The sequence below is a fragment of the Thermostichus sp. OS-CIW-26 genome (assembly GCF_054058395.1).
The window spans coordinates 1-25,020 of sequence record NZ_JBSSAG010000013.1 but is presented as its reverse complement, the minus strand read 5'-3'; the positions used below and the strand labels follow the sequence as shown (position 1 = coordinate 25,020).

Annotated in this window: 18 protein-coding genes and 1 pseudogene; 9 read left to right on the top strand and 10 right to left on the bottom strand. The window is 60.1% G+C overall.

Features of this window, described 5'->3' with window-relative positions; all coding sequences use genetic code 11:
- Positions 1-20 precede the first annotated feature (20 nt).
- Positions 21-227, bottom strand: a complete 207-nt coding sequence (locus tag ACVW0C_RS07245; protein WP_041436551.1) for a hypothetical protein — start codon at positions 225-227, stop codon at positions 21-23.
- Between the two features lie 178 nt (positions 228-405).
- On the opposite strand from ACVW0C_RS07245, the gene ACVW0C_RS07240 reads away from it, so the two are divergent.
- From ACVW0C_RS07240 to ACVW0C_RS07230, 3 genes are all read left to right on the top strand, one after another.
- Positions 406-777 carry a hypothetical protein gene (locus tag ACVW0C_RS07240; protein ID WP_041436554.1) on the top strand — a complete coding sequence of 124 codons (372 nt, stop codon included), beginning with the start codon at positions 406-408 and terminating at the stop codon, positions 775-777.
- 198 nt (positions 778-975) lie between these two features.
- Entirely contained in the window at positions 976-2,487 is a 1,512-nt protein-coding gene (gene ycf46 / locus ACVW0C_RS07235) for a stress-responsive protein Ycf46 (protein ID WP_011433294.1), read from the top strand.
- Positions 2,488-2,611: 124 nt separating this feature from the next.
- Positions 2,612-2,962 carry a DUF1257 domain-containing protein gene (locus tag ACVW0C_RS07230; RefSeq protein WP_011433295.1) on the top strand — a complete coding sequence of 117 codons (351 nt, stop codon included), beginning with the start codon at positions 2,612-2,614 and terminating at the stop codon, positions 2,960-2,962.
- A gap of 123 nt (positions 2,963-3,085) precedes the next feature.
- Here ACVW0C_RS07230 and ACVW0C_RS07225 read toward each other — a convergent pair whose 3' ends face one another.
- Positions 3,086-4,324, bottom strand: a complete 1,239-nt coding sequence (locus tag ACVW0C_RS07225; RefSeq protein ID WP_457384761.1) for a phosphoglycerate kinase — start codon at positions 4,322-4,324, stop codon at positions 3,086-3,088.
- 207 nt (positions 4,325-4,531) lie between these two features.
- Here ACVW0C_RS07225 and pds point away from each other — a divergent pair, with 207 nt between their 5' ends.
- The 3 genes from pds (at position 4,532) to ACVW0C_RS07210 (ending at position 7,833) form a co-directional block, all read left to right on the top strand.
- A complete protein-coding gene (pds, locus tag ACVW0C_RS07220) occupies positions 4,532-5,950 on the top strand; it encodes a 15-cis-phytoene desaturase (RefSeq protein ID WP_011433297.1) in 1,419 nt (472 codons plus the stop codon).
- Positions 5,951-6,106: 156 nt separating this feature from the next.
- Positions 6,107-6,994, top strand: coding sequence for a phytoene synthase (locus ACVW0C_RS07215; RefSeq protein WP_457384760.1), 888 nt, complete (start codon positions 6,107-6,109; stop codon positions 6,992-6,994).
- A 23-nt stretch (positions 6,995-7,017) separates the two neighbouring features.
- Positions 7,018-7,833: an ABC transporter permease gene (locus ACVW0C_RS07210; protein WP_011429228.1), complete on the top strand. Its 816-nt coding sequence runs from the start codon at positions 7,018-7,020 to the stop codon at positions 7,831-7,833.
- Here ACVW0C_RS07210 and ACVW0C_RS07205 read toward each other — a convergent pair.
- From ACVW0C_RS07205 to ACVW0C_RS07185, 5 genes are all read right to left on the bottom strand, one after another.
- A complete protein-coding gene (locus tag ACVW0C_RS07205; RefSeq protein WP_457384759.1) occupies positions 7,830-12,887 on the bottom strand; it encodes a DEAD/DEAH box helicase in 5,058 nt (1,685 codons plus the stop codon). The two genes, ACVW0C_RS07210 and ACVW0C_RS07205, sit on opposite strands and share 4 nt — an antisense overlap.
- Positions 12,888-13,155: 268 nt before the next feature.
- Entirely contained in the window at positions 13,156-13,551 is a 396-nt protein-coding gene (gene vapC, locus ACVW0C_RS07200) for a type II toxin-antitoxin system VapC family toxin (RefSeq protein ID WP_011433301.1), read from the bottom strand.
- Between the two features lie 2 nt (positions 13,552-13,553).
- Positions 13,554-13,757, bottom strand: coding sequence for a type II toxin-antitoxin system VapB family antitoxin (locus ACVW0C_RS07195; protein ID WP_414418939.1), 204 nt, complete (start codon positions 13,755-13,757; stop codon positions 13,554-13,556).
- Positions 13,758-13,800: 43 nt separating this feature from the next.
- The gene (locus tag ACVW0C_RS07190; protein ID WP_457384758.1) at positions 13,801-18,354 is read right to left on the bottom strand and encodes a DUF559 domain-containing protein; all 4,554 of its coding nucleotides are present in this window, start codon (positions 18,352-18,354) and stop codon (positions 13,801-13,803) included.
- Entirely contained in the window at positions 18,351-21,245 is a 2,895-nt protein-coding gene (locus tag ACVW0C_RS07185) for a helicase-related protein (protein ID WP_457384757.1), read from the bottom strand. Before ACVW0C_RS07185 ends, ACVW0C_RS07190 begins: the two co-directional genes overlap by 4 nt.
- A 97-nt stretch (positions 21,246-21,342) precedes the next feature.
- Here ACVW0C_RS07185 and ACVW0C_RS07180 point away from each other — a divergent pair, with 97 nt between their 5' ends.
- Both ACVW0C_RS07180 and gap read left to right on the top strand, forming a co-directional pair.
- A complete protein-coding gene (locus ACVW0C_RS07180; protein ID WP_414342364.1) occupies positions 21,343-21,903 on the top strand; it encodes a Crp/Fnr family transcriptional regulator in 561 nt (186 codons plus the stop codon).
- Between the two features lie 156 nt (positions 21,904-22,059).
- Positions 22,060-23,079 carry a type I glyceraldehyde-3-phosphate dehydrogenase gene (gap, locus tag ACVW0C_RS07175; protein ID WP_011433307.1) on the top strand — a complete coding sequence of 340 codons (1,020 nt, stop codon included), beginning with the start codon at positions 22,060-22,062 and terminating at the stop codon, positions 23,077-23,079.
- 34 nt (positions 23,080-23,113) lie between these two features.
- Here gap and ACVW0C_RS07170 read toward each other — a convergent pair whose 3' ends face one another.
- Complete coding sequence (locus ACVW0C_RS07170) at positions 23,114-23,674, bottom strand: 2'-5' RNA ligase family protein (RefSeq protein WP_414373648.1); 561 nt, start codon at positions 23,672-23,674, stop codon at positions 23,114-23,116.
- Positions 23,675-23,733: 59 nt separating this feature from the next.
- Between ACVW0C_RS07170 and ACVW0C_RS07165 the strand changes: the two genes are divergently transcribed.
- Positions 23,734-24,183: a (2Fe-2S) ferredoxin domain-containing protein gene (locus ACVW0C_RS07165; RefSeq protein WP_414331431.1), complete on the top strand. Its 450-nt coding sequence runs from the start codon at positions 23,734-23,736 to the stop codon at positions 24,181-24,183.
- On the opposite strand, the gene ACVW0C_RS07160 is transcribed toward ACVW0C_RS07165, so the two are convergent.
- Both ACVW0C_RS07160 and ACVW0C_RS07155 read right to left on the bottom strand, forming a co-directional pair.
- The gene (locus ACVW0C_RS07160; protein WP_011433310.1) at positions 24,152-24,784 is read right to left on the bottom strand and encodes a lysophospholipid acyltransferase family protein; all 633 of its coding nucleotides are present in this window, start codon (positions 24,782-24,784) and stop codon (positions 24,152-24,154) included. The genes ACVW0C_RS07165 and ACVW0C_RS07160 overlap by 32 nt on opposite strands.
- A gap of 49 nt (positions 24,785-24,833) precedes the next feature.
- Positions 24,834-25,020, bottom strand: a pseudogene (locus tag ACVW0C_RS07155) (RNA-guided endonuclease TnpB family protein); the annotation flags it as partial.

The following is a 25,020-nucleotide window of genomic DNA, read 5'->3' as shown; positions in this document are numbered from 1 at the left end:
AGGGTGCTTCTGCCCAACCGTCAGCGACTGGCGCCAAAGCGAGACCGAATTGCCTTTAGGGTGGTGAAGCTGGCATCCGCGAACGCGATGCGAGCCTTGCAGAGTAACAGATTGCCGTTATCCACGGCAGTGTCTCTCAAGCTGGCCAAACCATCGCTGGCCTGCACCAGGGCACGGCGGCCCCAGCTAGAGAAATTTTTGCTGAGGGTGTTGATCAAGCGTTCCATAGGGATTGGACATTCCTCTCCTTGTCTTCCACCTAGCCTACTCCCCCAGCCGCAGGTATCCACAGAGGGCCATCAAGAAAATTGTTTGTTACAGATTGTTAAAAACTTGCCGTCAAGCCGGCAGACTGGCTATGATAGGCCCCAAGTTTGGCAAGCAATTCAAAGAAAGCGGTTAGCCATGAATCATCGGCCAGAGGTAGTGGAAGGCACAGAGTCCAAGCAGAAGGTGACCCTGTATCTCTCACCTGAGCTGCACCGGAATCTGAAGATTCGGGCTGCCGTGGAGCGGGAGCCGATGTCGGCAGTGGCAGAGAAGGCCATTACCTTCTATCTGCTTCACCCAGAGGTCATTGAAGGGGTACAAGGTAGCGCCTATCGTGTCCATCAATGTCCCAAGTGTAGTCACCCATTTGTTATCCGCGATGGAGAGGTGGTTTCCCTGCACCAGACATCGGCTGCCGAAGCCATCCTTGAAGAGGTGGAGCCAGAATACTGGGGATCGGCTGCTGGCTCGGAAGAGCAACGGCAGGATGCTCTGGTACCCTGCTAGAACGCTCCCAAGCGGGCCCCCTTCAGGAACTTGAGCTGATAGGAACAGACAGCAACACAGAAGGCTTCTAAAATCCTCTCAAAATCCATCCAACAAGGGCGTACTCCCAAGTGCAATCCAATACCTAGGCAACTCGAACCCCATTTTTCAACCGTTCTGGCGGCTCCTGAAATTTCCCCTCTGCAGTTGGTGTTTCCCATGCAAGAGCTAAGCATCCTCATTCAAGCTCAATACCCACTGCTGTACCTGCTGACTCCAGAGGAGGAACGGGCAGAAGCGGCTCTGGCAGCAATTGCCCGCACCCTTAAGCCTCAGCGTCGCCTATTCATTTGGACAGTTACCCACGGCATCGTCGAATACGGCAACCCCCGCAGCCTCACCCAGCACAACACCCAATCCCCCCAGCCCGCCATCCAGTGGGTCATGGAGCAAAAGGATCCCGCCATCTGCGTCTTCAAAGACCTACATGACTTCTTGGACAACACCGAGGTGAAGCGCTGGCTGCGGGATGCTATTGCCAGCCTGAAGGGATCCCACAAAACCATCCTGCTCATGTCGCCGGTGCAGGTGATCCCGGTCGAGCTGGAGAAAGACATTTGCGTAGTGGACTTCCCCCTGCCGGACATGGCCACATTGGAGCGCGCCCTCAACCGCCAGCTGGAGCAGATCCCGCGCTCCCTGCCTTTGGCTCCTGATACCCGCGAAAAGTTGCTCAAGGCGGCCCTGGGTCTAACGCAGGACGAGGCAGAAAAAGTCTACCGCAAGGCTGTGGTGATGCATGGTCGCCTCACCGAGGCAGAAGTAGACATCATCCTCTCTGAGAAGAAGCAACTGATCCGGCGCAACGGCATTCTCGAGTTTATCGAAGAGGACGAGACCATCGACGCCGTTGGCGGTCTGGAAGAGCTGAAGCGCTGGCTGCTGCAACGTTCTGAGGCCTTCACTGAGCGGGCCCGCGCCTATGGACTGCCCCAACCCAAGGGTATGCTGATCCTGGGCGTGCCTGGCTGCGGTAAGTCGCTGATCGCCAAAACCACGGCTCGTCTCTGGGGCCTGCCCCTGCTGCGTCTGGACATGGGCCGCGTTTATGATGGCTCCATGGTGGGCAAATCGGAAGCGAATCTGCGCAGTGCCCTGCGAACTGCTGAATCTCTCGCCCCTGCCATCCTTTTCATCGACGAGCTGGACAAAGCCTTTGCTGGATCAGCAGGCTCCAGCGATTCTGACGGGGGCACCTCCAGCCGCATCTTTGGCTCCTTCCTGACCTGGATGCAGGAGAAACGCTCGCCGGTCTTTGTCATGGCCACCGCCAACCGTGTGGACCGTCTGCCGGGCGAATTCCTGCGCAAGGGCCGTTTTGACGAAATCTTCTTCGTGGACTTGCCCAACATCAACGAGCGCATCGAGATCTTTCGGATCCACCTGAAGAAGCGGCGGCGCGATATCAGCCGCTTTGACCTGCGCCAGCTAGCTGCCGCCTGTGAAGGCTTCTCCGGCGCAGAGATCGAACAAGTTTTGATTGCTGCCATGTACGAAGCGTTTGCCCAGAACCGCGAATTTACCCAGCTGGACATTTTGGCAGCAACGAAAGCAACTCAACCGCTATCTCGCACCATGACGGAGCAAGTGGTAGCGTTGAGGGAATGGGCCCAGCAGCGGGCTCGGCCTGCAGCGGCCTCTGTAGCCGAGTACCAGCGGCTGGAGTTCTAGGAGGAGGTGAGGATCCAAAGCTACCTTGACAGAAGCAGGGACGGCAGGGCCCAAACCTTCCCCAAAGAACAGTGCCCATTGTTTGTGTCGATGTTCCAACCCCTATACAAAGGAGAGAAACACCATGTCTCATTTTAGCACCCTGCGTACCAAAATCACTGACGGTCAAGTCCTGATCAACTCTCTGCGCGATCTCGGCTACACCGTTAAGCTGAACGCCGACGTGCGTGGCTACAACGGCCAGCGTGTTCGCGCTGACATCGTGGCTCAGTTGGAAGGCGACTACGACCTGGGCTGGTCGAAGAATCCCGACGGTTCCTACGACCTGATCGCCGATCTGTGGGGCGTGGCCAAGAAGCACAACCAAACCGAGTTGATCAACTCCATCAACCAAAAGTACGCCGTCAACAAGACCTTGGCCGAGGTGAAGCGTCCTGGCCTGAACAACGCCAACGTTAAAGTGGTGGTGCACTAAGCCGGATCCTGTCTCGCCATCGCTGCAGCGATCTACACCGACTAAAGTTAGGAGGGGCTGAATCCAGCCCCTACTTTTTGGCTTGGTTTTTGGATTGGAGGGGCTGCGACCCGAAGGAGGAACCTACGCTTCTGTGAGAGCGGCAATGCCGGGCAGCACCTTCCCTTCCAATAGCTCCAGGCTGGCTCCGCCACCGGTGGAGATATGGGTCATTTTGTCGGCCAGGCCCACTTTTTCCACGGCAGCCACCGAGTCTCCCCCGCCGATGATGGTGGTGGCTCCCGCTTGAGTGAGATCGGCCAGGGTGCGGGCGATGGCTTCTGTGCCCACGGCAAAGCGGTCAAACTCAAAGACGCCCATCGGCCCGTTCCAGACCACGGTTTGGCACCCCTGCAGGGCAGCCTGGAAGGCTTTGATCGATTCCGGGCCGATGTCCAAGCCCATCCAATCCTCGGGGATGGCGTGGATGGAAACGGTCTGGGCCTGGGCATCTTTGTCAAACCTATCGGCTACCACCACATCCACCGGCAGCAGCAGCTCCACCCCCCGCTCTTTGGCTTTTTCCATCAGGGAGCGGGCCAGATCCAGCTTGTCGGTTTCCACCAGGGATTTGCCGGTCTTGAGGCCCTGGGCTTGGTAAAAGGTGAAGATCATGCCGCCGCCGAGGAGGAGCTTATCCACCTTCTCCAGCAGCCTCTCGATGACGCCGATTTTGCTGGACACTTTGGAGCCGCCGATGATGGCCGCCAAGGGGCGCCGCGGATTCTCGATGGCGCCGGAGAGGAATTGCAGCTCCTTTTCCACCAGGTAGCCGGCCACAGCAGGCTGGAGGTAGGCGGTGACGCCGGCAGTGGAGGCGTGGGCGCGGTGGGCGCTGCCAAAGGCGTCGTTGACAAACAGGTCGGCCAGTGAGGCCAGCTTGCGGGCAAATTCCGGGTCGTTGTCCTCCTCTTCTGGGTAGAAGCGGACGTTTTCCAGCAGGGCCACCTGGCCGTTTTCCAGGCGGTTCACTACCGCCTCGGCCTCAGGGCCGATGCAGTCGGGGGCAAAGGCAACCGGCTGGCCCAGCAATTGAGAAAGACGGGTGGCTACGGGGGCCAGGCTATTGCCCTCGCGGGCGACCTTAACCGCGCCTGTCTCTTTGTCCTTCTTGACGGGGCGGCCCAGGTGGCTGGTGAGGATCACTTTGGCGCCTGCCTGGGTGAGGGCCTGGATGGTGGGCAGGGAGGCGCGAATGCGGGTGTCGTCGGTGATGTTGCCCTGGGGATCCAACGGGACGTTGAAGTCGGCGCGCACCAGCACGCGCTTGCCGTTTAAATCAAAGCCAGATGACAGCAGGGATCCCAGTGTTTGTTTGGCCATCGTTGTTTTCCCCCGGACTGCAGAAAATCTTTATTTTTTCTTCCGTATGTATCCTACCAGCGATTGGGATCCCGGCAGTGAGACAGATGGGCTTCGGGATCCCCTTGTTCCGCTGCTTTTGCTGGGTCGGCCTTCCGTCTGCCCCTTGGCCCCGGCAATTGTAACGGTTTGCAAATAGAATAAAAATGTTGCTTTGTCGTTACCCTCATGCGTGTTGCCATTGCTGGTGGCGGGCTGGCCGGGCTGGCCTGTGCCAAGTATCTCTGCGATGCCGGGCATCAACCGCTCCTCTTTGAGCGGCGGGATGTTTTGGGTGGCCTGGTGGCTGCCTGGAAAGATGCCGACGGCGACTGGATCGAGACGGGGCTGCACAACTTTTTTGGCGCCTACCCCAACACGTTGCAGCTGTTCCGGGAGCTGGGCATCTCCGATCGCCTGCAGTGGAAGGAACACAGCTTGATTTTCAACCAGCCGGACAAGCCGGGCACCTATTCCCGCTTTGACCTGCCGGATATTCCCGCTCCTTTCAACGCCATTGTCGGCATCTTGCGCAACAACGACATGCTCACCTGGGGGGAAAAGGTGAAGTTTGCCCTGGGGCTGGTGCCGGCCATGATTCGCGGCCAGCGCTATGTGGAGCAGATGGATCGCTATAGCCTCTTGGAATGGCTGCGGCGGCAGGGTATTGACGAGCGGGTCAACACCGATATTTTCATTGCCGTCTCCAAGGCCCTGGCCTTCATCAACCCGGAGGAGATCTCGGCCATGGTGCCCCTGACGGCCTTGAACCGCTTTTTGCAGCAAAAAGATGGCTCTAGGATTGCCTACCTAGACGGCGCTCCCCCAGAGCGGCTCTGCCAGCCGATGGTGGACTACATTGTCGCCCGTGGGGGGGAAGTGCATTTGAAGGCGGCGTTGCAGGACATTCGTCTCAACCTCGATAACAGCGTGGCCGGGTTTTGCTTAGCCACCCCCTCTGGGCCGGTGGAGGTGACTGCCGATGCTTATGTCTCGGCCCTTTCGGTGGATGCCCTCAAGGAGCTGCTGCCGGCGCAGTGGTGGGGGATCCCCTTTTTCCAAAAGCTGCGTGAACTGGAGGGGGTGCCAGTAATTAGCCTGCAGATCTGGTTTGACCGCAAGATCACTCACATCGATCACTCCTTGTTTTCCCGCTCGCCGCTATTGAGCGTGTATGCCGACATGAGCAACACCTGCCGGGCCTATGCCGATCCGGAGCGGTCCATGTTGGAGCTGGTGCTGGCTCCGGCTGCCGAGTGGATTGATCGCGGCGATGAGGAGATCTTTGCCGCCACGCTGGAGGAACTGAAAAAACTCTTTCCCCAGCACCTTACCGGCCCCAACCCCGCCCGCGTGCGCAAGTGGGTGGTGGTGAAAACGCCGCGCTCGGTCTACAAGGCTACCCCTGGCAGACAGCAGTATCGCCCCACTCAAGTTACCCCTATTCCCAACTTCTTCTTGGCGGGCAGCTACACCCTACAGCCCTTCCTGGGCAGCATGGAGGGGGCCATCCTCTCCGGCAAGTGGGCGGCGGAGGCCATCAACAAGGGGATCCCATTTCAACGCGCTTCTGTCTCGGCCTCAACTCTGGCAGCTGCGGGGGTCTAGCTCTCCGCCGTCCGCCTCCTATGCCTTTTGAATCTTTCTTTTCCCCACAACCTCTTCTAGGCTATCCGCGGCGTCCGCTTTCCCGTAGTGTTGATATGTGCCCTCGCCGTTCCTCTTCCTTCTCTATCCTGGCCCTGTGCTCCTGGAGATAGCCAGATGAGTCCGCTTGAGCAATCTTTTGCCCTCTGTCGCCAGATTACGGCCAAGCACGCTAAGACTTTCTACCTGGGATCCCTGCTCTTGCCCCAGTCCAAACGGCGGGCCATCTGGGCCATCTACGCTTGGCTGCGGCAAACCGATGAGTTGCTGGATGGACTGGAAGCCAGCCAGGCAGAGGTGGAGGTCACCCGCAGCAAGCTGGAGCAGTGGGGATCCCATCTGGAGTCGCTCTTCCAGGGAGGCGAGCCGCAAGTCCCCACGGACCTCGCTTTGATCCACACCATCCGCACCTACCGCCTTTCCATCGAGCCGTTTCGCGAGATGCTGCGGGGGCAGAGCATGGACTTGGATACGCGGCGCTACGCCACCTGGGAAGATCTGCGCGTCTACTGCTACCGCGTGGCTGGGGTGGTGGGGCTGATGTGCTCGGAGATCATGGGATTTGTGCCGGGCCGGGATGGCCGCGAAGAGGCGGTGGCGCTGGGGATCGCCATGCAACTAACCAACATCTTGCGGGATGTGGGAGAGGACGCCCGCCGCGGACGGATCTACATCCCCCTGGAAGATCTGCGCCGCTTCAACTACTCCGAGCGGGACCTGTTTAACTATGTTATTGACGAGCGCTGGATGGCTTTGATGGACTATGAGATCCGGCGGGCTAGAGAGCTCTATGCCCAAGCGGAACGGGGGATCCCTACCCTGCAGCCGGACTCCCGCTGGCCGGTAGCCGCTTCCTTGATGCTCTACCGGCAGATTCTCAACGCCATCGAGCGCAACCACTACCAGGTTTTTCGCACCCGCGCTTACGTGTCCACTCTCAGCAAGGCATTGGCGCTGCCGGTGGCCTGGTGGCGGTCGTGGCGCTCCAACTACTACGGCTACTAGCTGCGCTGGCAAGAGGAAGATCTATGCTGAACCAGGCCTTGCACCGACCCTATCGGCAAATCTGGGAAGACAGTTTAACCATCTTCTGGCGCGACTGGCTGGATCTGCGCGGGCGGGTCTGGCAGGTGGTGGCTTCGGGGCTGGTGGCTCCCCTCATCTACATTGTTGCCTTTGGGGTGGGCCTAGGGGGATCCCTGCGGGCCGAGGCTTTGGCCGACGTGGCCGGAACCACCGCAGCCGGTTCTTACTTGCGCTTCATTTTGCCGGGGATGGTGGCTCTTTCGGCCATGACCATCAGCTTTGCCGGCACCACCTTCTCCATTTGCGGATCGCGGCTGTTTACCAAAAGCTTTGAGGAATTGCTGTTGCTGCCGGTACACCCGCTGGCGCTGCATTTGGGCAAGGTGCTGGCGGGCATTGTCCGCGGCTTGCTCACGGCTTTGGGGGTGTTGGCGGTGGGGGTGCTGGGCACCGGTGCTTGGGGCCTGCTCCATCCCCTGTCGCTGCTGGTGCTGCTTTTGGATTGCGCCGTCTTTGCCGGCATTGGGGTAATCGCCGGCTTGAAGGTGCCCAGCCTGGAGAGTGTGGGGGTGCTGACTAACTTTCTGATTACGCCCATGTCCTTTCTGGGGGCCACGTTTTTTGATCCCAGTCAGTTGCCAAGTTACCTGCAGGTCTTGGTCTATTGCCTGCCCCTTTCCTACGCCAGCATCGGCATGCGGGCAGCCGCCTACCAGCCCCTGGCGGAGTTCCCTTGGTACACCGTGGCGGTGCTGGCAGGGTTGGCGGCCATCCTGGCCCTGGTGGGAGCTTACCTGTTTTCCCACCAGCAGGATTAGTTGCCCTTGCCAAACACCTCTGGGTAGCGAGCCAGTTGCTCCCGCAGGTCTTGGTCGTAGCGCAGGGCAATTACTCGGTAGCCGTGCCCCAAAAGCTGAGAGCGCAGTTGGCGATCCTGGGCAGCCTGGGCGGGATCGTCGTGCACTGCGCCGTCGCAGAAGATGCAGATGTTGGGATCGTAGAAGAAGTCGGCCACGCAGCGGGGCTCGGCGAGGGCTTTCTGGGCCTCATCGGGAAGGCGATAGCCCCCTTCGGCCAGCAGCTCCAGGAAGCGGCGCTCCAATTCGGAGCGAGGGTCGAGGAGCTGGCGCAGCCACTCCAGGTGCTCCTGGCGGGAGCGGCCCAGGGAGCGCAGCTCGGTGCGGCTGTTGGCCAGCAGGCCCAAAAGATCCCGGATCTGATAGCGGTCAAGCTGCAGCGCTTCCCGTTGGTTGGCATAGCTGAGCAGGCATTCGTAGCAGGCTGCTCGGCATTCGGGCCACAGGTCTTGGATCCCCTCTTCCGAAAGCTGGAAGTGGCAGATCTCCAGAGCCACTTGGGCCACCTCGGCAAGGGCATGGGGCTCTTCCACCAGGCGCCGCAGGACGCCAGCGCCCCCTTCTGCTGTTTCGTAGAAGAGCATGGCCTGATGGGATCCCTGGCCAATAGACTCGGCAGCCAGCTCCGTCTCCTCCAGCTCAAAGGTCTCTTCGATCCCTCGCTTGAGGGCATAGCGCAGGGTGGTCTCCAGGGCCTGCGGATTCTCCACCCCTGGCTGAACCAGGCGCACCAGCAACAGGTTTTGGGTACTGCGCACCGCCAGGCGAATGGACTGCAGGGGGACTGGGTTGGACGAGCCTGCCCTGTTCCGCTCAAGCTGAGTTCGCGAGGGAACTTCCCCATTTTCAAAGTTGACCAAAAAGCCGCGCCCTCCACTTCCCCGCCAGCCGTGGTTGATGCGTAGCAGGGTGGCCGCCGGGGCATAGCGCAACTGCAGCAGGGGAGTTTGTCCGCTCAGCACATCAGCTTCTTGGACGCGGTAGCCAGAGCTTTCGGGAGCAAACTGGAAGAAGGTCTGCAGCTCGTAGCCTTGCCGCCGCCGCTCCTCTTCGTCAGCTGTGATGCGATCCCGCCGCCGCATGCGCACATTGGGCATTTCCAGAAGCTGGGTAAAGAGGCTGTTTTGCCCATCGAACTGGGTGCCGCAGACGGGGCAGCAATCCAGGTGGGGATCGGCAAAGGCCCCACAGCTAAAACAGAGCTTGTGGCTACTTTTGCGCTCCTCCAGGCCGCCGGGCGGAGCCTGAAACGCCACTGCTTCCCACTGGCAGCCCTCATGGTAGAGGAAGTTGTGGGGAGCAAACTCGCGGATAGCCAAAAAGCGAGGCCGGGCGATGAACTCGCCCTCGCTGCCGCGGGGCACCCAGGCCCGCACCGGCAAGGCAGGGAAGTTGTAGCCGGGCAAGAAGCCTTCGCTAGCCAAATAGCGGTAGGGATAGAAGTCGCTTTCCTCCCGCTGGGTTCCAATCTGCAGCAGCAAGTTGCGCTGGCGCAGGGCTTCTTGCTGGCGGCGCTCGGCTTCCTGTTGGTCTTTCTTTTGGCGAGTCGTCTGGAGCTGGCGGTTAGCGGCTTCCAACTGCTGCGTGGCAGCCCGATAGAGCTCTCGCCAGCGATCGAAAGCTCGGTCAAAAGCCTGGGGTGCCTCTTCAATGACCTGCTGAAGCCAGCGCTCGCTAAACCAGCCGCTTTTATCTAGGAGTTGGCGATCGGCGGCCAGCAGCTTCTGCACCTGCTCCTTCACTTGTTGGCGGGCAGACTCCTCAAGTTGGATTTGCTGGGCCACTGTCTCCCTGAGGGGCAGCTCTTCCCGATCCGCGTCGATGACGGTTTCAATGGAATTGCCTAGGGGCAGGCGCACCTGAGCCAACCAAACGGCGTGGATGTGAGCGCGCAGCAGCGATTCGTTGGCTAGATCCAGGCGGGGAGGGCGCACGCGACCGGCCACCATCTCGGGGCGGCGGCGGAAGTAGTACTGGTCGTGGCTATTGAAAGCCCCGCAATAGGTGATGATGAGTCCCGGCTGCCCCTGGCGGCCTGCCCGACCGCTGCGCTGGGCGTAGTTGGCGGGTGTGGGGGGCACGTTGCGCAGATGCACCAGATCCAAATCGGCAATATCGACCCCCAACTCCAGGGTTGGCGAGCACACCAAATAGGGAAGGCGTCGAGCTTGATCCTCCCCGCGAAAGCGCCTTTCTCGCTGCTCCCGCTCTCCTGGCCGAACCACTTGGGCAGTGTGCTCCCTAGCCTCCAGGGATCCCAGCCCTGCTGCCCCGGCCTGGTAGAGGCGCTGGAAAAAGAGATTAACGGGGCGGCGGGCAGAGGAGTAGCCGCTCTGCTCGGCCCGGCGGGAATACAGAGGATCTGGCGGCGGCAGGCCATCCCCCAGACACCAGCGCAGACAGCCAGCGTTGAGCTGGTAGGCTTCCTGGCTATTCTCCGAGTGGCGCCGCAGCAGGTCGTAGCTAACTAGGAGAGAAAGCAGGGACTCCAAAAACCTGTCGTAGGCTTCTTGGTTCAGATCAAGGCGCCTGCGGAGAAAGCGCCCAATAGGGCTGCGGGGGCCCAAGCTATGAACTTGCAAGTCCTGCCGGGACTGGCTCTGGCGAACAAAGTAGCTAGCCGTCCACAGTTCGTCATGCTCCTCTAGGCCCCAAAACTCGTTGAGATGTTGCTCGGCCCGCCGGCGCAGCGTTCTCTGGGGTTCTTTCTCGAGCAGACGGACATCGATGGCCAATTTCCGCCGAAACTGATCCAATACGGCCCGCAGCAGGCCCTCTCGCTCGCCAACGGTTGCTTGGCCAAACCAGGGGTGAAGGGAAGCCAGGGCAGGGCTTTGGCAAAGCTCTTTGAGCCCGCGGTATTCGATTTTCAGCAGCCCCACCTGTTCCAGGTTGGGATGGGTGACCCGCCAGCCGCGCCGCAGATCCTCGTAGAGCCGGTATTCGGTTAGCTCCGTAAAAGCCTGCCAGACCTCTTGGGCAGCCGGCGACTGGGGATCCAAATCGGGGTTTTGGGTAATGTCGGCAAGGCTCAAGCCTGAGGCCTGCACCACTGCCGGGGCTACCTCTGAGAAGTCCAGCTCTTTTTTCTCCTGCAGGGCAGCATAGAGCGAGGCCCGCAGAAGGGCCACATGCACAAAATCGTTGAAGTGGCCGGCCTGCAGGGAGGCGTCCTGGCGGTTGTCGGTAAAAGTCAGCAGCTTGCTGCAAGCGGCCTGGGTTTGCTCGGCATGGCGCAGCAGAGAAGTGGCCAGAATGGTGGTGGCGCTGGAGCGGCCTTCGCTGGAGAGGGAAGCCAGCTTGACAAACTCCCGCTCCCGCTTACTGTAGTACTCGCCGCAAGCTAGGCAAAGAGAAAAGGGCTGGGGCTGCCACCACATCTTCTGCGCCTCCGCCTGGGGGTACTCGGAAAAGGAGCCATCCGGGCGCACCCAAACTGCTTGGGGGACGCGCTTTTTCCAGTGGGGTTTGAGCCGGTTTTCAGGGGTGTACCAATCTTCCGGGATTTGCTCCAGCGACCACTCGTTGTCAAGAGGATCCAAGCTCAGGTAACCGGCTTGCTGGTCTTCGCCTTCCTCAACCTCTTCCCCCAGAGGATAGGGCAGGAAGTGAGTCTTTGACCTGAGGACGTGGTAGTAGTCCTGGCCACAGTGGCGGCACAACTTGACGGGGAAAAACAGCTTTCCTTCCCCTGCTTGCACTTGTCCTTCCAGGGAAAACTGCCGCTTGTCCCGACTTTCCAGGGTGGCATAGAGGGTGCGGCCCTGGGAGATAAACTGGTGCAACTTCAAGGCCGGGCCGCGGCTAGAGCCCTCCCGCAGGCTGCTGGCGTGGGCCAGAAACTGGCGTAGGGACTCGGTGCAGCTCTCAGGGGTAGTGCTGGTCAGCTCTGCCAGTTGGGCGGCCACCTCGGAGAGCTCCCTGGGCACGCGGCGCTTGAGGCTGTCGTCGGGACTTAACTCTAGGCCCAGCTCGTACTCCAACCAGCGCATCAAGGGGTGGCAGCGCAGGCTAGCTAGGTCGGTGGGCCAGGGGGGATCGAGGGCGGGTTTGAGCTCTTCAGGTGAAGGCGGGCCACCTTCGCTCAAAGGGGCCAGGGTTTCTTCAATAACATCCTCCAGCTCAAAGCAATGGCCGAAAAAACGGCTGGCAAAGGCGGCTACAGTCTGGCGGCGCTCCTGGGCGTCGGCTTCTGGTCGGGAGATCATGGTGGCGCTGGTGCCAATATGCACCAAGTTCTTGGCCCCACAGCGTCCTTTTAGGCGGCGAACCAGCATGGCCACATCCGCCCCTTGCCGACCCCGGTAGGTGTGCAGCTCGTCAAAGACCAGAAAGCGCAGCCCTCCCATCTCGGGATTCAAAAACCGCTGATCTTCAGGACGAACCAGGAGGAGTTCTGCCATCACATAGTTGGTGAGCAGAATTTGAGGTGGATCCCGCCGTAGCTGGTCTCGTTCGTTTTCCGAAGTTTCCCCGGTGTACTTGGCAAAGCGCAGCGGAAAAGGGCGATGGCAGGCGCGCTCGTAGCGCTCGCGCAGAGTTTGTAAAGACTGGTATTGGGAGTTAACCAGGGCGTTCATGGGATAGACCACTAGGGCCGTCACCTGGCCCAGGGATCCCCCCTGGCGAATCCAGTTGTCAATGATGGGCAAGAAGTAGCAAAGGCTTTTGCCAGAGCCGGTGCCGCTGGTAACGACAAAACTCTTGCCTGCTAGGGCCTTGGCAACAGCTTCCTCCTGGTGGCGGTAGAGGCGGAAGGGTCTGCTATCCTCAAAGCGGAAAATGCGGGCTGTTTCTTGGGCAATGCGCCCCGCCTCGGCCAACTCGTCAACGGTTGGACCAGATACATAACTAGGGCTGAGCTGGAGGAGGGGTTCTGGCCAGAGGTGGATCCCTTCCTCTAGCGCTTGCTCTACAAACGCCTGGGCTTGGGGATCGGCAATGAGAAAAAAGGAGCGGACAAAATCGCGATAGTCGTCCAGAACAGTGGCGTGGAGATCAAAGATGGTGGACATCGAATCTGCCCTTAAGGCCCGCTTGGTTAGCTCAAGCCTAGCTTGAAGATGCCGCAAGTGGTGTTTGAAACCGCACCCACCAAGATCTACGGCCCGCTGAACGGCAAAAAGATATCTCCGAAGTGGGATCGGCAATGCGCCAGCTTCCCCCACACCTCCAGTACCCGCCGACGGCTGCAGCGTTCTCCGAATGCAGGAACCAGAATCCCTTGCCTTTAGGCAGGGGGCATGTCAAGAGAAAACTGGTCTGCAGAAGGCCACCTCTGCCTCATGGACGAATAACCCGCAATCCTAGATGCGCCTCGTAGCCATCGAAGTCACTGTCGTGGTGGAGGAGCGGAACATTGTTCTCAATGCACCAAGTGGCAATCAAACTATCTATTGTTTTGCGCACCGTCACGCCTTTGCGACGCAACAAGCGAAAGTTCTGCGCACTTTTCACCGCCAGGGAGGGGTTAACCATTTGCACCTGATGCAATTTCACCAGAGCACAGCGAGCCTGCTCGAAATCGGCATCTTTGCGAAAGCCCTGCAAGACTTCTGCCAAAATCAGGTCGCCCACCAGGATAAGAGTTTGATCCAGGGCCCAATCCAGATAGTCGGTGTGAAGCGATGAAATGCCGTTGAAGTAATCAATCCAGATGGTGCTGTCCACCAGGATCATCCTCAGTCCTGCAGGCACGACAGGCGTTGCTGATGCAAATTGCCCTCCCATTTCAACTTGCCGCGTAAGTTGCGGATCTCAGCTTGCTCGTGTAGGCGAATCAGGACACGCAGCGCTTCGTGAATCACCTCGCGCTTGGTCTTGAGGCCGGTTACCTGGCGGGCACGCTCGATCAGGTCGTCATCCAGGACGATGTTGGTGCGCATGAGGAGCCACTTGTGTGTATAGAAATGCAGATCTATGTGTATTCTAAGCTTTTATTGAATGCTGCGCCAGCTTCTCCCACGCCTCCAGTACCAGCCGCCGCGTGCGGTATTCGCCGTATTGACGTATCTCCTTCTCCTTCAGCACGCGAAAGGTTTCGCCGGGGAAGGTGCTAGCAGCAGCGCGGGTAGCGTAGCCAGCCGGGTCGAGCGGGTCTGCCACCTCTTCCCGCGGGTCGAGTATGTCTTCCAGTTCGCGTTCGGTGAGGTCTGCCGGGTCGAGGATGTAGCGCAGTTGCTTGCGGGTGAGGCCGTAGAGCTGGGCGTAGTACGCATCCAGTTCAGCGCGGAGGATGGCGCGGCGTTCCTCGTTCCAGGTGAACGGCGGGAAGGGGAAGCCCTCACCCAATGCTGCGGGCGAGGGGGTCGGGGGGTGAGGTCTAATCACAGCCCGCAATCCTTCGTCTGCCTCTCGCCATACGTCGTCGGCGAAGGGTTTCATGTCCCAGGAGGTGTAGACCAGCTCCAGCACGCGCGGGACGATGAAGCGCAAATCCTCGGGGGTGTAGGCACTCGGCGGGAGGACGGGGAATTGCTCAATGTATCCAAATGTCATGTTTACACCACCAATTTTCTGACGAACAAAATAGTCAAAGACGATCGAAGAAAAATTGGCTACTAGTGCTGGAACGAGATATGTTTTTACTACTTTGGCAAAGAGCAATGGCATTGAATGTCCTACTCCCGCTTTTGGCAACAAACCAAAGATCGCAGTGCGCTCGTCAGTGGAGCGTGCTACATTGCGAAACCCCAGCAACCACCCCCGCCGCCAATTGCCCAGGCGGGCTTCAACCTCCTCTGCCGGCACCCAGTACCAGGGCTGGACGACGAAGTGCGGGTCGGCGTGCTGGTGCTCATCAGGCGTGGGCAGTTGGGTGCTGGAGCGGTCGCGCACGCCCTCATAGGTGCCGTAGCGGTGGTCATAGTGCCAGATCATCTTGGCCTCGTAGAGGGGGAGGTAGCCCTCACCCCCGGCCCCTCTCCCAAGGCTTTGGGAGAGGGGAGAAGGATGCTCGTAGGAATGGGCAGTGACATAGGCAGCAATCTCTTGGAGGACTTGTTCTGTGTGGTCGAATATCTGCTCATTGGTAAAGCGCAGCATGGCAAAGCCATGTTCGCGCAGGATTTCCTCCCGCAAACGGTCGCGTTCCTGCTGAGTGGGTTCGCGGTGCACGGCGCCATCTATCTCAATGATCAGGCGGGCATCGTCACAGAAGAAATCGGCGATGAATTGTCCAATCGGATGTTGACGCCGGAATTTTCGGCCTAGCAGCCGACGGTCACGCAACAATTCCCAGAGCAGGCTTTCGGCGGTCGTCGCCTCGCGACGCAACTGCCGCGCCCTGGCAATCAGTTCCTGGCTGGCCTTGGGTAATTCGTACCCTCCTTCTCCTGCAGCGCGAGAAGAGAGGTCGGGGGCTGCGATCCTTCCCCCCTCTCCCGCAGCGTGGGATAGGGGGCTAGGGGGTGAGGGCACAAACCGGTTCCCCACCAGCCGGTAGCCCTGGGCTTCCAGTTCGGCGCGGGTGCAGAAGAGGTGCGAGTCAGAAGACATATTGAACAACCCCTGCTTAAACTGCACGCCCCAGGGGTTGACCCTCACCCCCAGCCCCTCTCCCTTAGGAAGAGGGGAGTCGTTCACCAGAACCGGCACGCGCTGGTAGATGGCGCGGGTGAGGTCGGCGTCTTGCCGGGTGCGGAAGACGGGCAGGGTGCGGGTGTTGGGGTTGATGACGGCTAAGTCGTGTGGTGCCAGAGGCAAAAGTTTCAGCGGATTCCGTATATCTTCAGGACGGTGGCAGAAAAATGCGAAATGAATCTGTCGTTTTGGATCGCCTGTCCCGCAGATCGTGAGCAAGCAAAACTTCATTAGTGAAATAACCGACGGAAATAACTTTTCACGATTGTCAAAGTCGAACAGGCTGAGCAGTTGCCCTTTTTCCACCACATCGGCAAAGAAACGCTTGTTGGTGTCGTCGGTGGCGATGCCGGTGGGGACGATGATGCCCGCCCGCCCCCGGATATTGAGCAGGCTACGCACCCGTTCGGCAAAGACCGAGTAGGTGTTGATACGGCGGCGGACGGCGAGGGGATATTGACCACTGCCCCGTAAAAAGCGGCTGGTGCTTTCGGCGCCGTGCAGGGCACGCTGGTAGTCGTGCCAGAGGGCGGGGTTGGTCTTGGGTAGGTCGGCGATCAGCCGTTTACGGGCGGCGGCGTTGGGCGCGCGGGCAATGGCGGTATCGCGGCTGGCGAAGAATTCCTGCTCTTCCAGTTGAATTTGCTCCCAGGGCGGGTTGCCGAGGATGACATCGAAGCCGCCACTTTCAAACACCTCCGGGAACTCCAGCGGCCAGTGGAAAAACCGGTTCTCGACGGCGAGGGCCTGAGCAGTGGCAAGGGCCTGGGAGGGGGTTCTCTCCTGCAGTCGATCAGCCACGGCTTGGGTGGTAATGGCCCTAGAGAAGTCAGGGATCAAGGGCTGGAAAAAAGCGGCTGTCCACAGGTTGCAGGCTTCCACTAGCTTTTGGTGTTGCGGGTCTTGGCAGTAGCGGCTGTAGAGCTGCTGCTTGCGGCTAACCTCTGCCGGGGAGTTGTCTGGAATGGCTTCTAGCTTCTGTCGCTCCTGGCTAAGCTCAGCCACCACCTGGTCAGTGTCAAAAGCAAGGGAAAGCTGCCCTGTTTGCAAACTCTGGCACTCGGTGCGATTGCGCTGCTTTAGCGAGCGGGCAGCCTCCTTGGAGTCAGCGCTAACCGGGGTAAAGGCTTCATCGGGGATGCCCTTTTCCAAAATCGCCAAATCCAAGACACCCACCAGCGAATCGCCGCACTTGATGTGGTGATCCAGGAAGGTGAGGGGCTTGCCGGCGCAGTGGGCCTCCAGCCACAGGGCCACGCGGCAGAGTTCCACCGCCAGCGGGTTTTTGTCCACGCCGTAGATGCAGTGCGCCACCACATCGCGGATGGCCTCGCGGACACGCTCGGGGGCGGGTTCCTCTTCGCCGGTGCGGATCTTTGCCAGTTCCTTGCCCAACCTGCGGGCGGCAGCAAGCAGGAAGTGACCGGATCCGCAGGCGGGATCACACACACGGATGGACAAAATCGCTTGCTCTTTTTCCTCAGGTGGGCGAGCGGCTTTCAGCCGTTCTTCGATCACTGGCTCCAGCGCCGAGCGGATGAGTTCGGCCACTAGCTCCGGCGGGGTGTAGTAGGAGCCTGTGCTCTTGCGCTCTGAGCCGTAGCTCAACTCAAAGCGAGGCGCCCCTTGCCCAGTTACAATCTGAGGCTGGTAGTCGAGCAAGCTTTCGTAGACGGATCCCAGTTCTTCTACATCCAGCGCCGCGTAGTTGACCCGCCGAAGGGGAGAGGTGGGGTTTTCTCGGTAGTAGGCTAGGTGCGAAAAGGCTTGCAGCAGATCCCGGTTGCTCAGGCTGCACTCATCCAGCTCCAGAGGGGCAAACAGCTCTCCGTTGAGAGGAGCAGCCCCCAGCAGCTCCGCCAGCTCCTCTTGGGAAAGCACCCTCCAGAGCACCCGCAAGCTGCACCAGAGATCCTCGTGTTCGTCTTGGGCACTTTGCCGATCCAAAAACCGCCGCAGCCGCGTCACGCTGTAGTGCTCGCGATAGAGCGCCGCGCTGCTCATCAACCCCCGCTCTTCGGAAACCAAGAGGAACAGGAACCGGTAGACCAAGCGCAGCAGTTGGCGGTAGAGCTCCCTGGGATCCGACAAGAGCCGCGCTCTCAGCCTCTGGTTCTTGGGATGGGCCAGGAACCCATTTGCCAGCAACCTGATGCACTCCTCAACCCCCTCCCGCAGCCGTTCCCGTACCCGGCCACCCTGCTCCAGGGCCTGTTGGTAGTACTTTTCCAGCAGACAATCCCCTGCTAGCTCTGCCGTTTGGGGCAAGCGGCTGCGGTGCAGCAGCCGAAAGAGGATGGCAAAGTCGTTAAACCGCTGCTCCTCTAGGATCTGCTTCAGGTCAAACTCCACATAGGCCTGCCGACGCACATAGGTGGAGTCCCGCAGGAGGCGCAGGGTCAATCCGTTGGTAACAATGCCCCAGAGGTGCTCGCTGCGGTTGAGATACTCCTGCAGCAGCGAGTGGGGTGCCAGGCGAGGCCGGCCAGAAGCCGGCACGCGGCCCAGCTCCTGGCGTGCGCCGACGATGTGCACCGGTGGCGCGTCTTCCGCCTCGCCCATGCGATGCGAGATGGGGAAGTTCATTCCGTCCACCTCGCAGGCGCGCGGTTGATAGCGCACCTCGATCCCCAGCAAACTGAAGAAGGGGATCGCCCAGGCATCGCGGGTGATGCTGGTGGCGAGATCGCTTTCGGGCAGGCGCTGCAGGCGGCTCTGGAAGGCCTCCCAGTACTTTCGACAATCGGCAAAGACCGCGGCAATCTCTTCGACTGGGCTGCGCTTGCTGTTAAAGCCGAAGTCTTCTGGCTTCTGTCCTGGCAGATCCCCTGCCAGCAGCTTTTCGAGAATATCGGGCCCCAACAGGCCTCCTTCGATGCGTACCCCAGAAAACTCGCTCATCGGCAAACCACCGGTTGGAGAACAAGGAGTCCTAAAAGATCGGGGGGAAGCTGCGGCTTCACCTTCAGCCCCCGCCCCTGTAGGGACACGGCTTGGCGGATGCGCCTATGGGCAGCCTCCAGCTCAGCAGCACGCTGCAAAATCCGCTCCCGCGCCGCCTGCTGCAGCCGGTGATCCCTTCCCCAGTTTTCCTCTGTCTCCTGCCACGGGCCGAGACAGGCCAGGAGATGCTGAACCAGCTCCCGCTTTTCCGCTAGCGGTAGGTTCTCATCCGGCTTGGCCGTGGCCAGCAGTTGGAGAGCTGCGCCCGTCTCCAGCCAGCGGGCCTCGCCGCTCTCCAGGCCAACACCGCCTAGCACCAGCACCTCTTCCGCCAAGAGAGGCTGCCCCTGGGGTTGCTCCACCAGGTAGCGCACCCGCAGCAGCAGTAGAGTTGTAAGATCAACTACCGCTCGGGTGCGTAGAGCGCCGCAGCGGGAGACGACAGCATCCCCTTTCTCTGGGTTGTCGAGGGCTTCCTCCAGCAAAAACTGGGCCAGGGCAACCACGACGCGGTGGTTGCGGCCAATGTATTCGGCACCTTCGGGCGTGGGCGAGTCGAAGCTGATTAGCCAACGCCCGCCTTTGGGAGAGGGCAGGGCCAGGCGAATGGCTTCCGGCAAGGTGGCAGTGGCTTCGGAGCCGACGCTAACCTGGTAGACCCCCGACCGCTTCCCTGGGGTTATGGCTAGGTTGAGGCGCTGGGCGGCAGCCAGGAAGAATTCGCGCACAGCTTCGGGATCCCCTAGCACGGCATCGGTGACCTCCAGCTCCCGCTGCACTGCCTCAGGCTTGAGGGCCCGCTGGGCAAAACGGGTGCGGTTGCGCCGCTCCTGTTCGACAGAGCGATCCCAGCGCCGGTGAAACTCATCCACTTCCGGCACGCCAAGATCGAGGGTTAGCTGGCGCTCGGCGGACCAGTGTCCCTTGCGCAGGAAGAGGGCTTCGAGCACAGCCTGGGTAACGCTTTCGCTAGCCTCCGGCACAGGCACGTGGGTGCCCAGGGTGCGGTGGATCTCCCGCGCTTTGTTGAGCAACACCTCCAGTACCACGCCATCTACGGGGTTGTCGCGGCCAAAAAAGCGGATGACCTTGACCCGGCTGGCCTTTTGGCCGTAGCGATCCACCCGGCCCTCCCGCTGCTCCAGCCGATTGGGGTTCCAGGGCAGGTCGTAGTGGATGACGGCTGTAAACTTTTCCTGCAGGTTGATCCCTTCCGAGAGGCAGTCGGTGGCCACCAGCACCCGTGGTCGGTCAACTTCCAGGTTCGCGATCTTGGCCTCCCGCTCCTCGTCTCCCATCCTGCCCGTTACACAGGCTACTTGGGCTGGGGATCCCAGCTGTTGCCGAAGGTAACTGTCCAGATACTCCGCAGTGGCAACGTAGCGGCACCAGAGGATGGGATGAAAACCTTCCTGAAGCAACTTTTTCACCAGCTCGATGGCCCGCGCCAGTTTGGTGTCGTGCTCTGGGCCCTGGAGCTGTTTGGCCAGACGGGCCAGGGCCTGCAACCGGCGGCGGTCGCTATCCGGCAGGGTTGGGTCTGCGGCTTCAAGAGCTGGCGTTGGCAGCTCATCGTCGGTACGCTCTTCTGCCGACTCGAACACCCAGCGGCTCAGTTCTGCCTCAACCTCTTCTTCTGCCTCCAGGGTTGCTCCGCTGCGATTGTGCAATGCCGCTACTGCTGCCGCCGGGCTGGACATTACGCAGCGCAAAAGGGCCAGCGCTCCCCAGTAGCGCACTCGCTGCTGGCGCTTCTCTAGTTGCTGCCCTGTGCACACCAATTCCGAGCAAAACCCATAGGTGTCCTCGAACAGCTTGCGCTGCCCCTCAGAAAGGGTGTAGGTTTCATCTTCAGCTTCCCGGGTTGGAAAACAGGTGAGCTCCTGCCAAGTTTCCCGAATATCTCGCCGCGTGCGCTGGACAAAATGACGGGCTAGCTGGACGCGTTGGTCTTCGTTGAGATCCTGGAGATCCCATGTCTCGAACTCGGGCCGCAGCAGCCCCAGCAGCGAGCGGAAGGCCTCTTCGACACCGCTGTGGGGAGTTGCCGTCAGCAGGATCAGGTGGCGGTTGGGGTTTTGGGCCACCGCTTTGAGCAGACTGTGGCGCTCCTGCTGGTTTTTGCCATGGGCCGCCGCTGCCCCATGGACTTCGTCGGCAATGACCAGCTCAGGACAAAATTGCAGAAATGGGTGGCGGTTGCGCTCGGTCTTGACGAAGTCAATGCTGGCCACCTGGACAGGAAAGTGCTCGTAGAGGCTGCGCCCAACAGGGGTTTTTCGATCCAATTGCCCCACCGTTCCCGAGCGGATGACCACTGGCTCCAGGTTAAACTTCTCGGCCAGCTCGCTGGCCCACTGCTCGCACAAATAGGGAGGGCACAGGACACAAAGGCGTCGGATCTCGCCGCGATCCAAAAGCTCCCTGGCTATCAGCAGCGCCTCGATGGTCTTGCCCACCCCTACGTCGTCGGCAATCAATAGCCGCACCGGATCGAGGCGCAGCGCCATGAGCAAGGGCACAAACTGGTATACCCGTGGCCGAATCGAGAGGCGCCCCAGAGAGCGAAAGGGAGTTGCGCCCTCCCGTAAAATCAGCCGGGCCGCCTGCCAGAGGAGAAGGGTACTGGTGGCATCGGCAGGATGATCCCCAGAGGGCCAAGGAAAGGCGGTAGGCTCCACTCGCTCGAAGGGCAAGGTGCCGCCCACAAGGTTCATCAGGTGTCGGTGAATGCAAACCGCATCTTCTGGGGTGCCGGTGAGGGGCCGCAGCACCACAATTTCTTCTGAATCAGCGGGGAGCACCACCCACTCGCGGTTGCGGCAGCGGACAATTGAGCCAGGCTGCATGGGATCCCTGGGAGCGACCTACCTTTTCCATTGCATCTTAGATACTCTTTGGGGACAACTCTCTCCCATCTCCCAACACCCTGCCGGCAGCGGTAGGATGAAACGGAGCCGGCCTCAGGTACCCCTCTGGCCCACCGACATCATGAGCAGCCCCCGTTATCCGTTTGAGCGTGTTCGCGAGCACTTGCTCTTCCAATCCTTGGAAGATGCCGAGTGGAAGGCGCTGACGGCAGCCCTGTTGCCCAGCCGCTTCTCTCCTGGCCAGGTGATCTTTCAAGAGGGGGATCCCAGCAGTGACCTGTACATGATCCTCAGTGGAGTGGTGGAGCTGCGTCGCCAATATGTGCGACATCCGGGAGATTATTGGCTGGCTACGCTGCACGCCGGGCGTTTGTTTGGGGAACTTTCTCTGCTGACGGGACGGCGGCGCTCCTTTACAGCAGTGACCATAACCGAGGTGCAGACCCTGCGCCTCTCCAACGAGGGGCTGATCCTGTTGCCTCTGGAAGTCCAGGTGAAACTCTACCGCGCCTGGAGCCAGATCATCAGCGAGCACCTTTACTGGCTGGATAGTATGTTCACGGATCTTCTGGAGCAGCGAGGGGTAGAAAATGTAGCCTCGGCTATGGCTCTGCTGCACCAGCGCTATCCCGCTTGAAAGAGGCTCAATCCCTGCTCCGCATAGGTTTGCAGGTCAACGTCCACGAAGACAACCCCTTGGATCCCAAATTTTGTCTTCAGAATGTTCAGGGGTTGCGATATCATGTGCTAGGCAGCAGCCCCCAAGAGATTTCAAGCAGCGAGGTCAGGAGCAGTGGTTAGGGTAGCCATCAACGGGTTTGGTCGCATTGGTCGCAACTTTTTGCGCTGTTGGCTGGGTCGCTCCCAGTCCAACCTGGACATTGTTGCCATCAACGACACCTCAGACGCTCGCACGGCTGCCCACCTGCTCAAGTACGATTCCATCCTTGGGCCGTTGCAGGGAGCAGACGTTGAGCCTGCAGAAAACGGTTTGGTGGTGAACGGCAAGCATATCTATGCCGTTTCCGACCGCAACCCCAGCAACCTGCCCTGGAAAGAGTGGAAGGTGGATCTTGTTATTGAAGCTACAGGTGTTTTTGTCGACTACCAGGGTGCCTCTAAGCACATAGAAGCGGGGGCCAAAAAGGTGGTGATCACCGCCCCGGCCAAGGGGGGAGACATTCCCACGTTTGTCTACGGTGTTAATCAACACACCTACGACCCGGTGCGGCACAACATTGTCAGCAACGCCAGCTGCACCACCAACTGCCTTGCCCCGATCATCAAGGTGTTGCTGGACAAGTTTGGCGTCCTTCGCGCCACCATGACCACCACCCACAGCTACACCGGCGACCAGCGGATCTTAGATGGTGGTCACCGCGATCTGCGGCGGGCCCGGGCAGCAGCATTGAGCATGGTGCCCACCACCACGGGGGCTGCCAAGGCGGTGGCTTTGGTGATCCCGGAGCTGAAAGGCAAGCTGAATGGGGTGGCGGTACGGGTTCCCACGCCCAATGTGTCTCTGGTGGACTTGGTGGTGCAGACGGAGCGGCGCGTGATTGCCGAGGAGGTAAACGCTGCCCTGAAGGAAGCCTCGGAAACCACGATGAAAGGGATCATCGCCTACTCGGATATTCCCTTGGTCTCCATCGACTACCGCGGCCACGACTGCTCGGCCATTGTGGATGCGGAGATGACCAGTGTGCTGGATGGGGATCTGGTCAAGGTCATGGCTTGGTACGACAACGAGTGGGGCTACTCCCAGCGGGTGTTGGACTTGGCGGAATACATGGCCGCTCACTGGGTGGAGTAGGCTGCTTCGGTTGGCAACCCTCTTCTGTTCCCCATTATTCCCCCATCGAGAACTGGGCAAAAACCTGCCAACGTTTGCCGTCGTGGAGGAGGAGCGTCAAAGCTGACGCTACAAACGCACTCTGGAAAGAACGCGTCTTGAACTCTGGCCAGGCGGCGCGAAAGTGGGCGGGGGTTAGGTCTCGGAAGGCCACGGTTATGTGGGGCACAAACGGACGGGCTTGAGCGGTCGTTTCTTTCCGGTTGAGAAGGAGCCCCATGTGGTGATGGGCTTGAGCTTGTAGCTGCTGCAGTTCTGGGGAGGGCACGACGTGAATAAAAATGACACGCGGCGCGAAGGCCCCAAAGCCGGATAACTGGATGGCGACGGGAGTTTGCTGCTTGGCAAAGGCCTCTAGGGATCCCGTCAAGGCCGGCAGATCGGAACTGGGCCACTCGAACGGCGGCACCAGAGTGATGTGGGGAGGCGAGCGCAGGGCCGCTTGGCTGGCAAATTGCTCGGCAAACTGCTGTTTGATGGCTGTCACCTGCTCTTGCAGTGCTGGAGGGGGGAGCAGAGCAAGAAACAGTCGCTGCTTGGGGTTATCCACCAGCATCGGTAAGAACCTAGAGAACAGGGGATAATGCAACTGTAGCCAAGCCCAAACATCTTGTTATGTCGCGTCCTGTCGCTTCTTCCCCTATCCTGGATCCCTCCTCGGCAACCGGATCCCCAGGCCAAGCGCCTCAGCCGGCTCCCATTCCGCCCTACCAGTGGCATTTGTTCCTTTGTGCAGATCAAACCAAGCCCAAATGTTGTGAGAAAGCCGTGGGATTGGAAGCCTGGGACTATTTGAAATCGCGGATCAAGGAATTGAACCTGGAAATCGGGAGCGGGGGATCCCTGCGGGTACACCGCACCAAAGCCAACTGCCTGCGGGCATGCGACTATGCTGTTCCTGGCCCTGTGTTGCTGGTCTATCCCGGTGGGTTTTGGTACCACTCGGTCACGCCGGAGGTGGTGGAGGAGATTCTTCAAAAGCACATCTTGGGAGGGATCCCTGTTGTTGAGTATCTGGTAGCCCAAGATACCCTCAGCGCCCCTGATCCAAAAGGGCATGGATAGCCTGCACGCACTCTGCCGTCACCCGCTGCAAATCGGCCTTATCGCTGGAAGCGGGGGGGAGAATCAGGTTGCCAATGCGCACCGTGATGGGGCAGAACAAACGCGGCCACCGGGATCCCTTGGGCAAGACCTTTTCCGTGCCCCAAAGGGCTACAGGCAGCAGAGGCGTTTGGGTGCGGGCTGCAACCAAGGCCGCTCCCAAGTGGGGCTGAGGAATGCGGCCATCGGGGGTACGAGTGCCATTCAAAAAGATCCCTACCGCCCATCCCTGCGCCAAAGCTGCTTCCGTGGCCCGCAGGGCAGCGCGGTCAGAGCCGCCTCTTTTGACCGGGTAGGCGCCGTAGAGCTGGATCACCTGCTTCAGCCCCGGCACCCGAAACAGCTCTTCCTTGGCCATGAAGGCCACCGGGCGGCGCACCGCATTGGCCACCAGCGGCGGATCCAAATGGCTGGCGTGGTTGCTGACGACGATGAGGGATCCCTGGCGAGGCACGTTTTCCTGCCCATAGGTGCGCCCAAAATACAGTCCCCGAAACAAGGGGTTGACCACCAGCCACTTGAGCAGCCAGTAGGCCAACCAATCCCGGCGGCGATAACCCATCTGTGAGTCCAACGATCCCTGCCACTCCGGCAGCAGTTCCCTCTGTAAACTACCCGACCCTGACTGCTTCGCAGTACAGGGCGGGCTTTTGGTAGCCCTGCAGTTGGCAAGCCAACCACGAACCTCCAGGCTGGTTTACGGCAGCCCCCAAAAGCGCAATCACCTTCGCACCGTTAAAATCTGCATCCCCTTCCCAACCGCAGTGCCCGCATTTGAACTGCTTACCCTTGCGATAG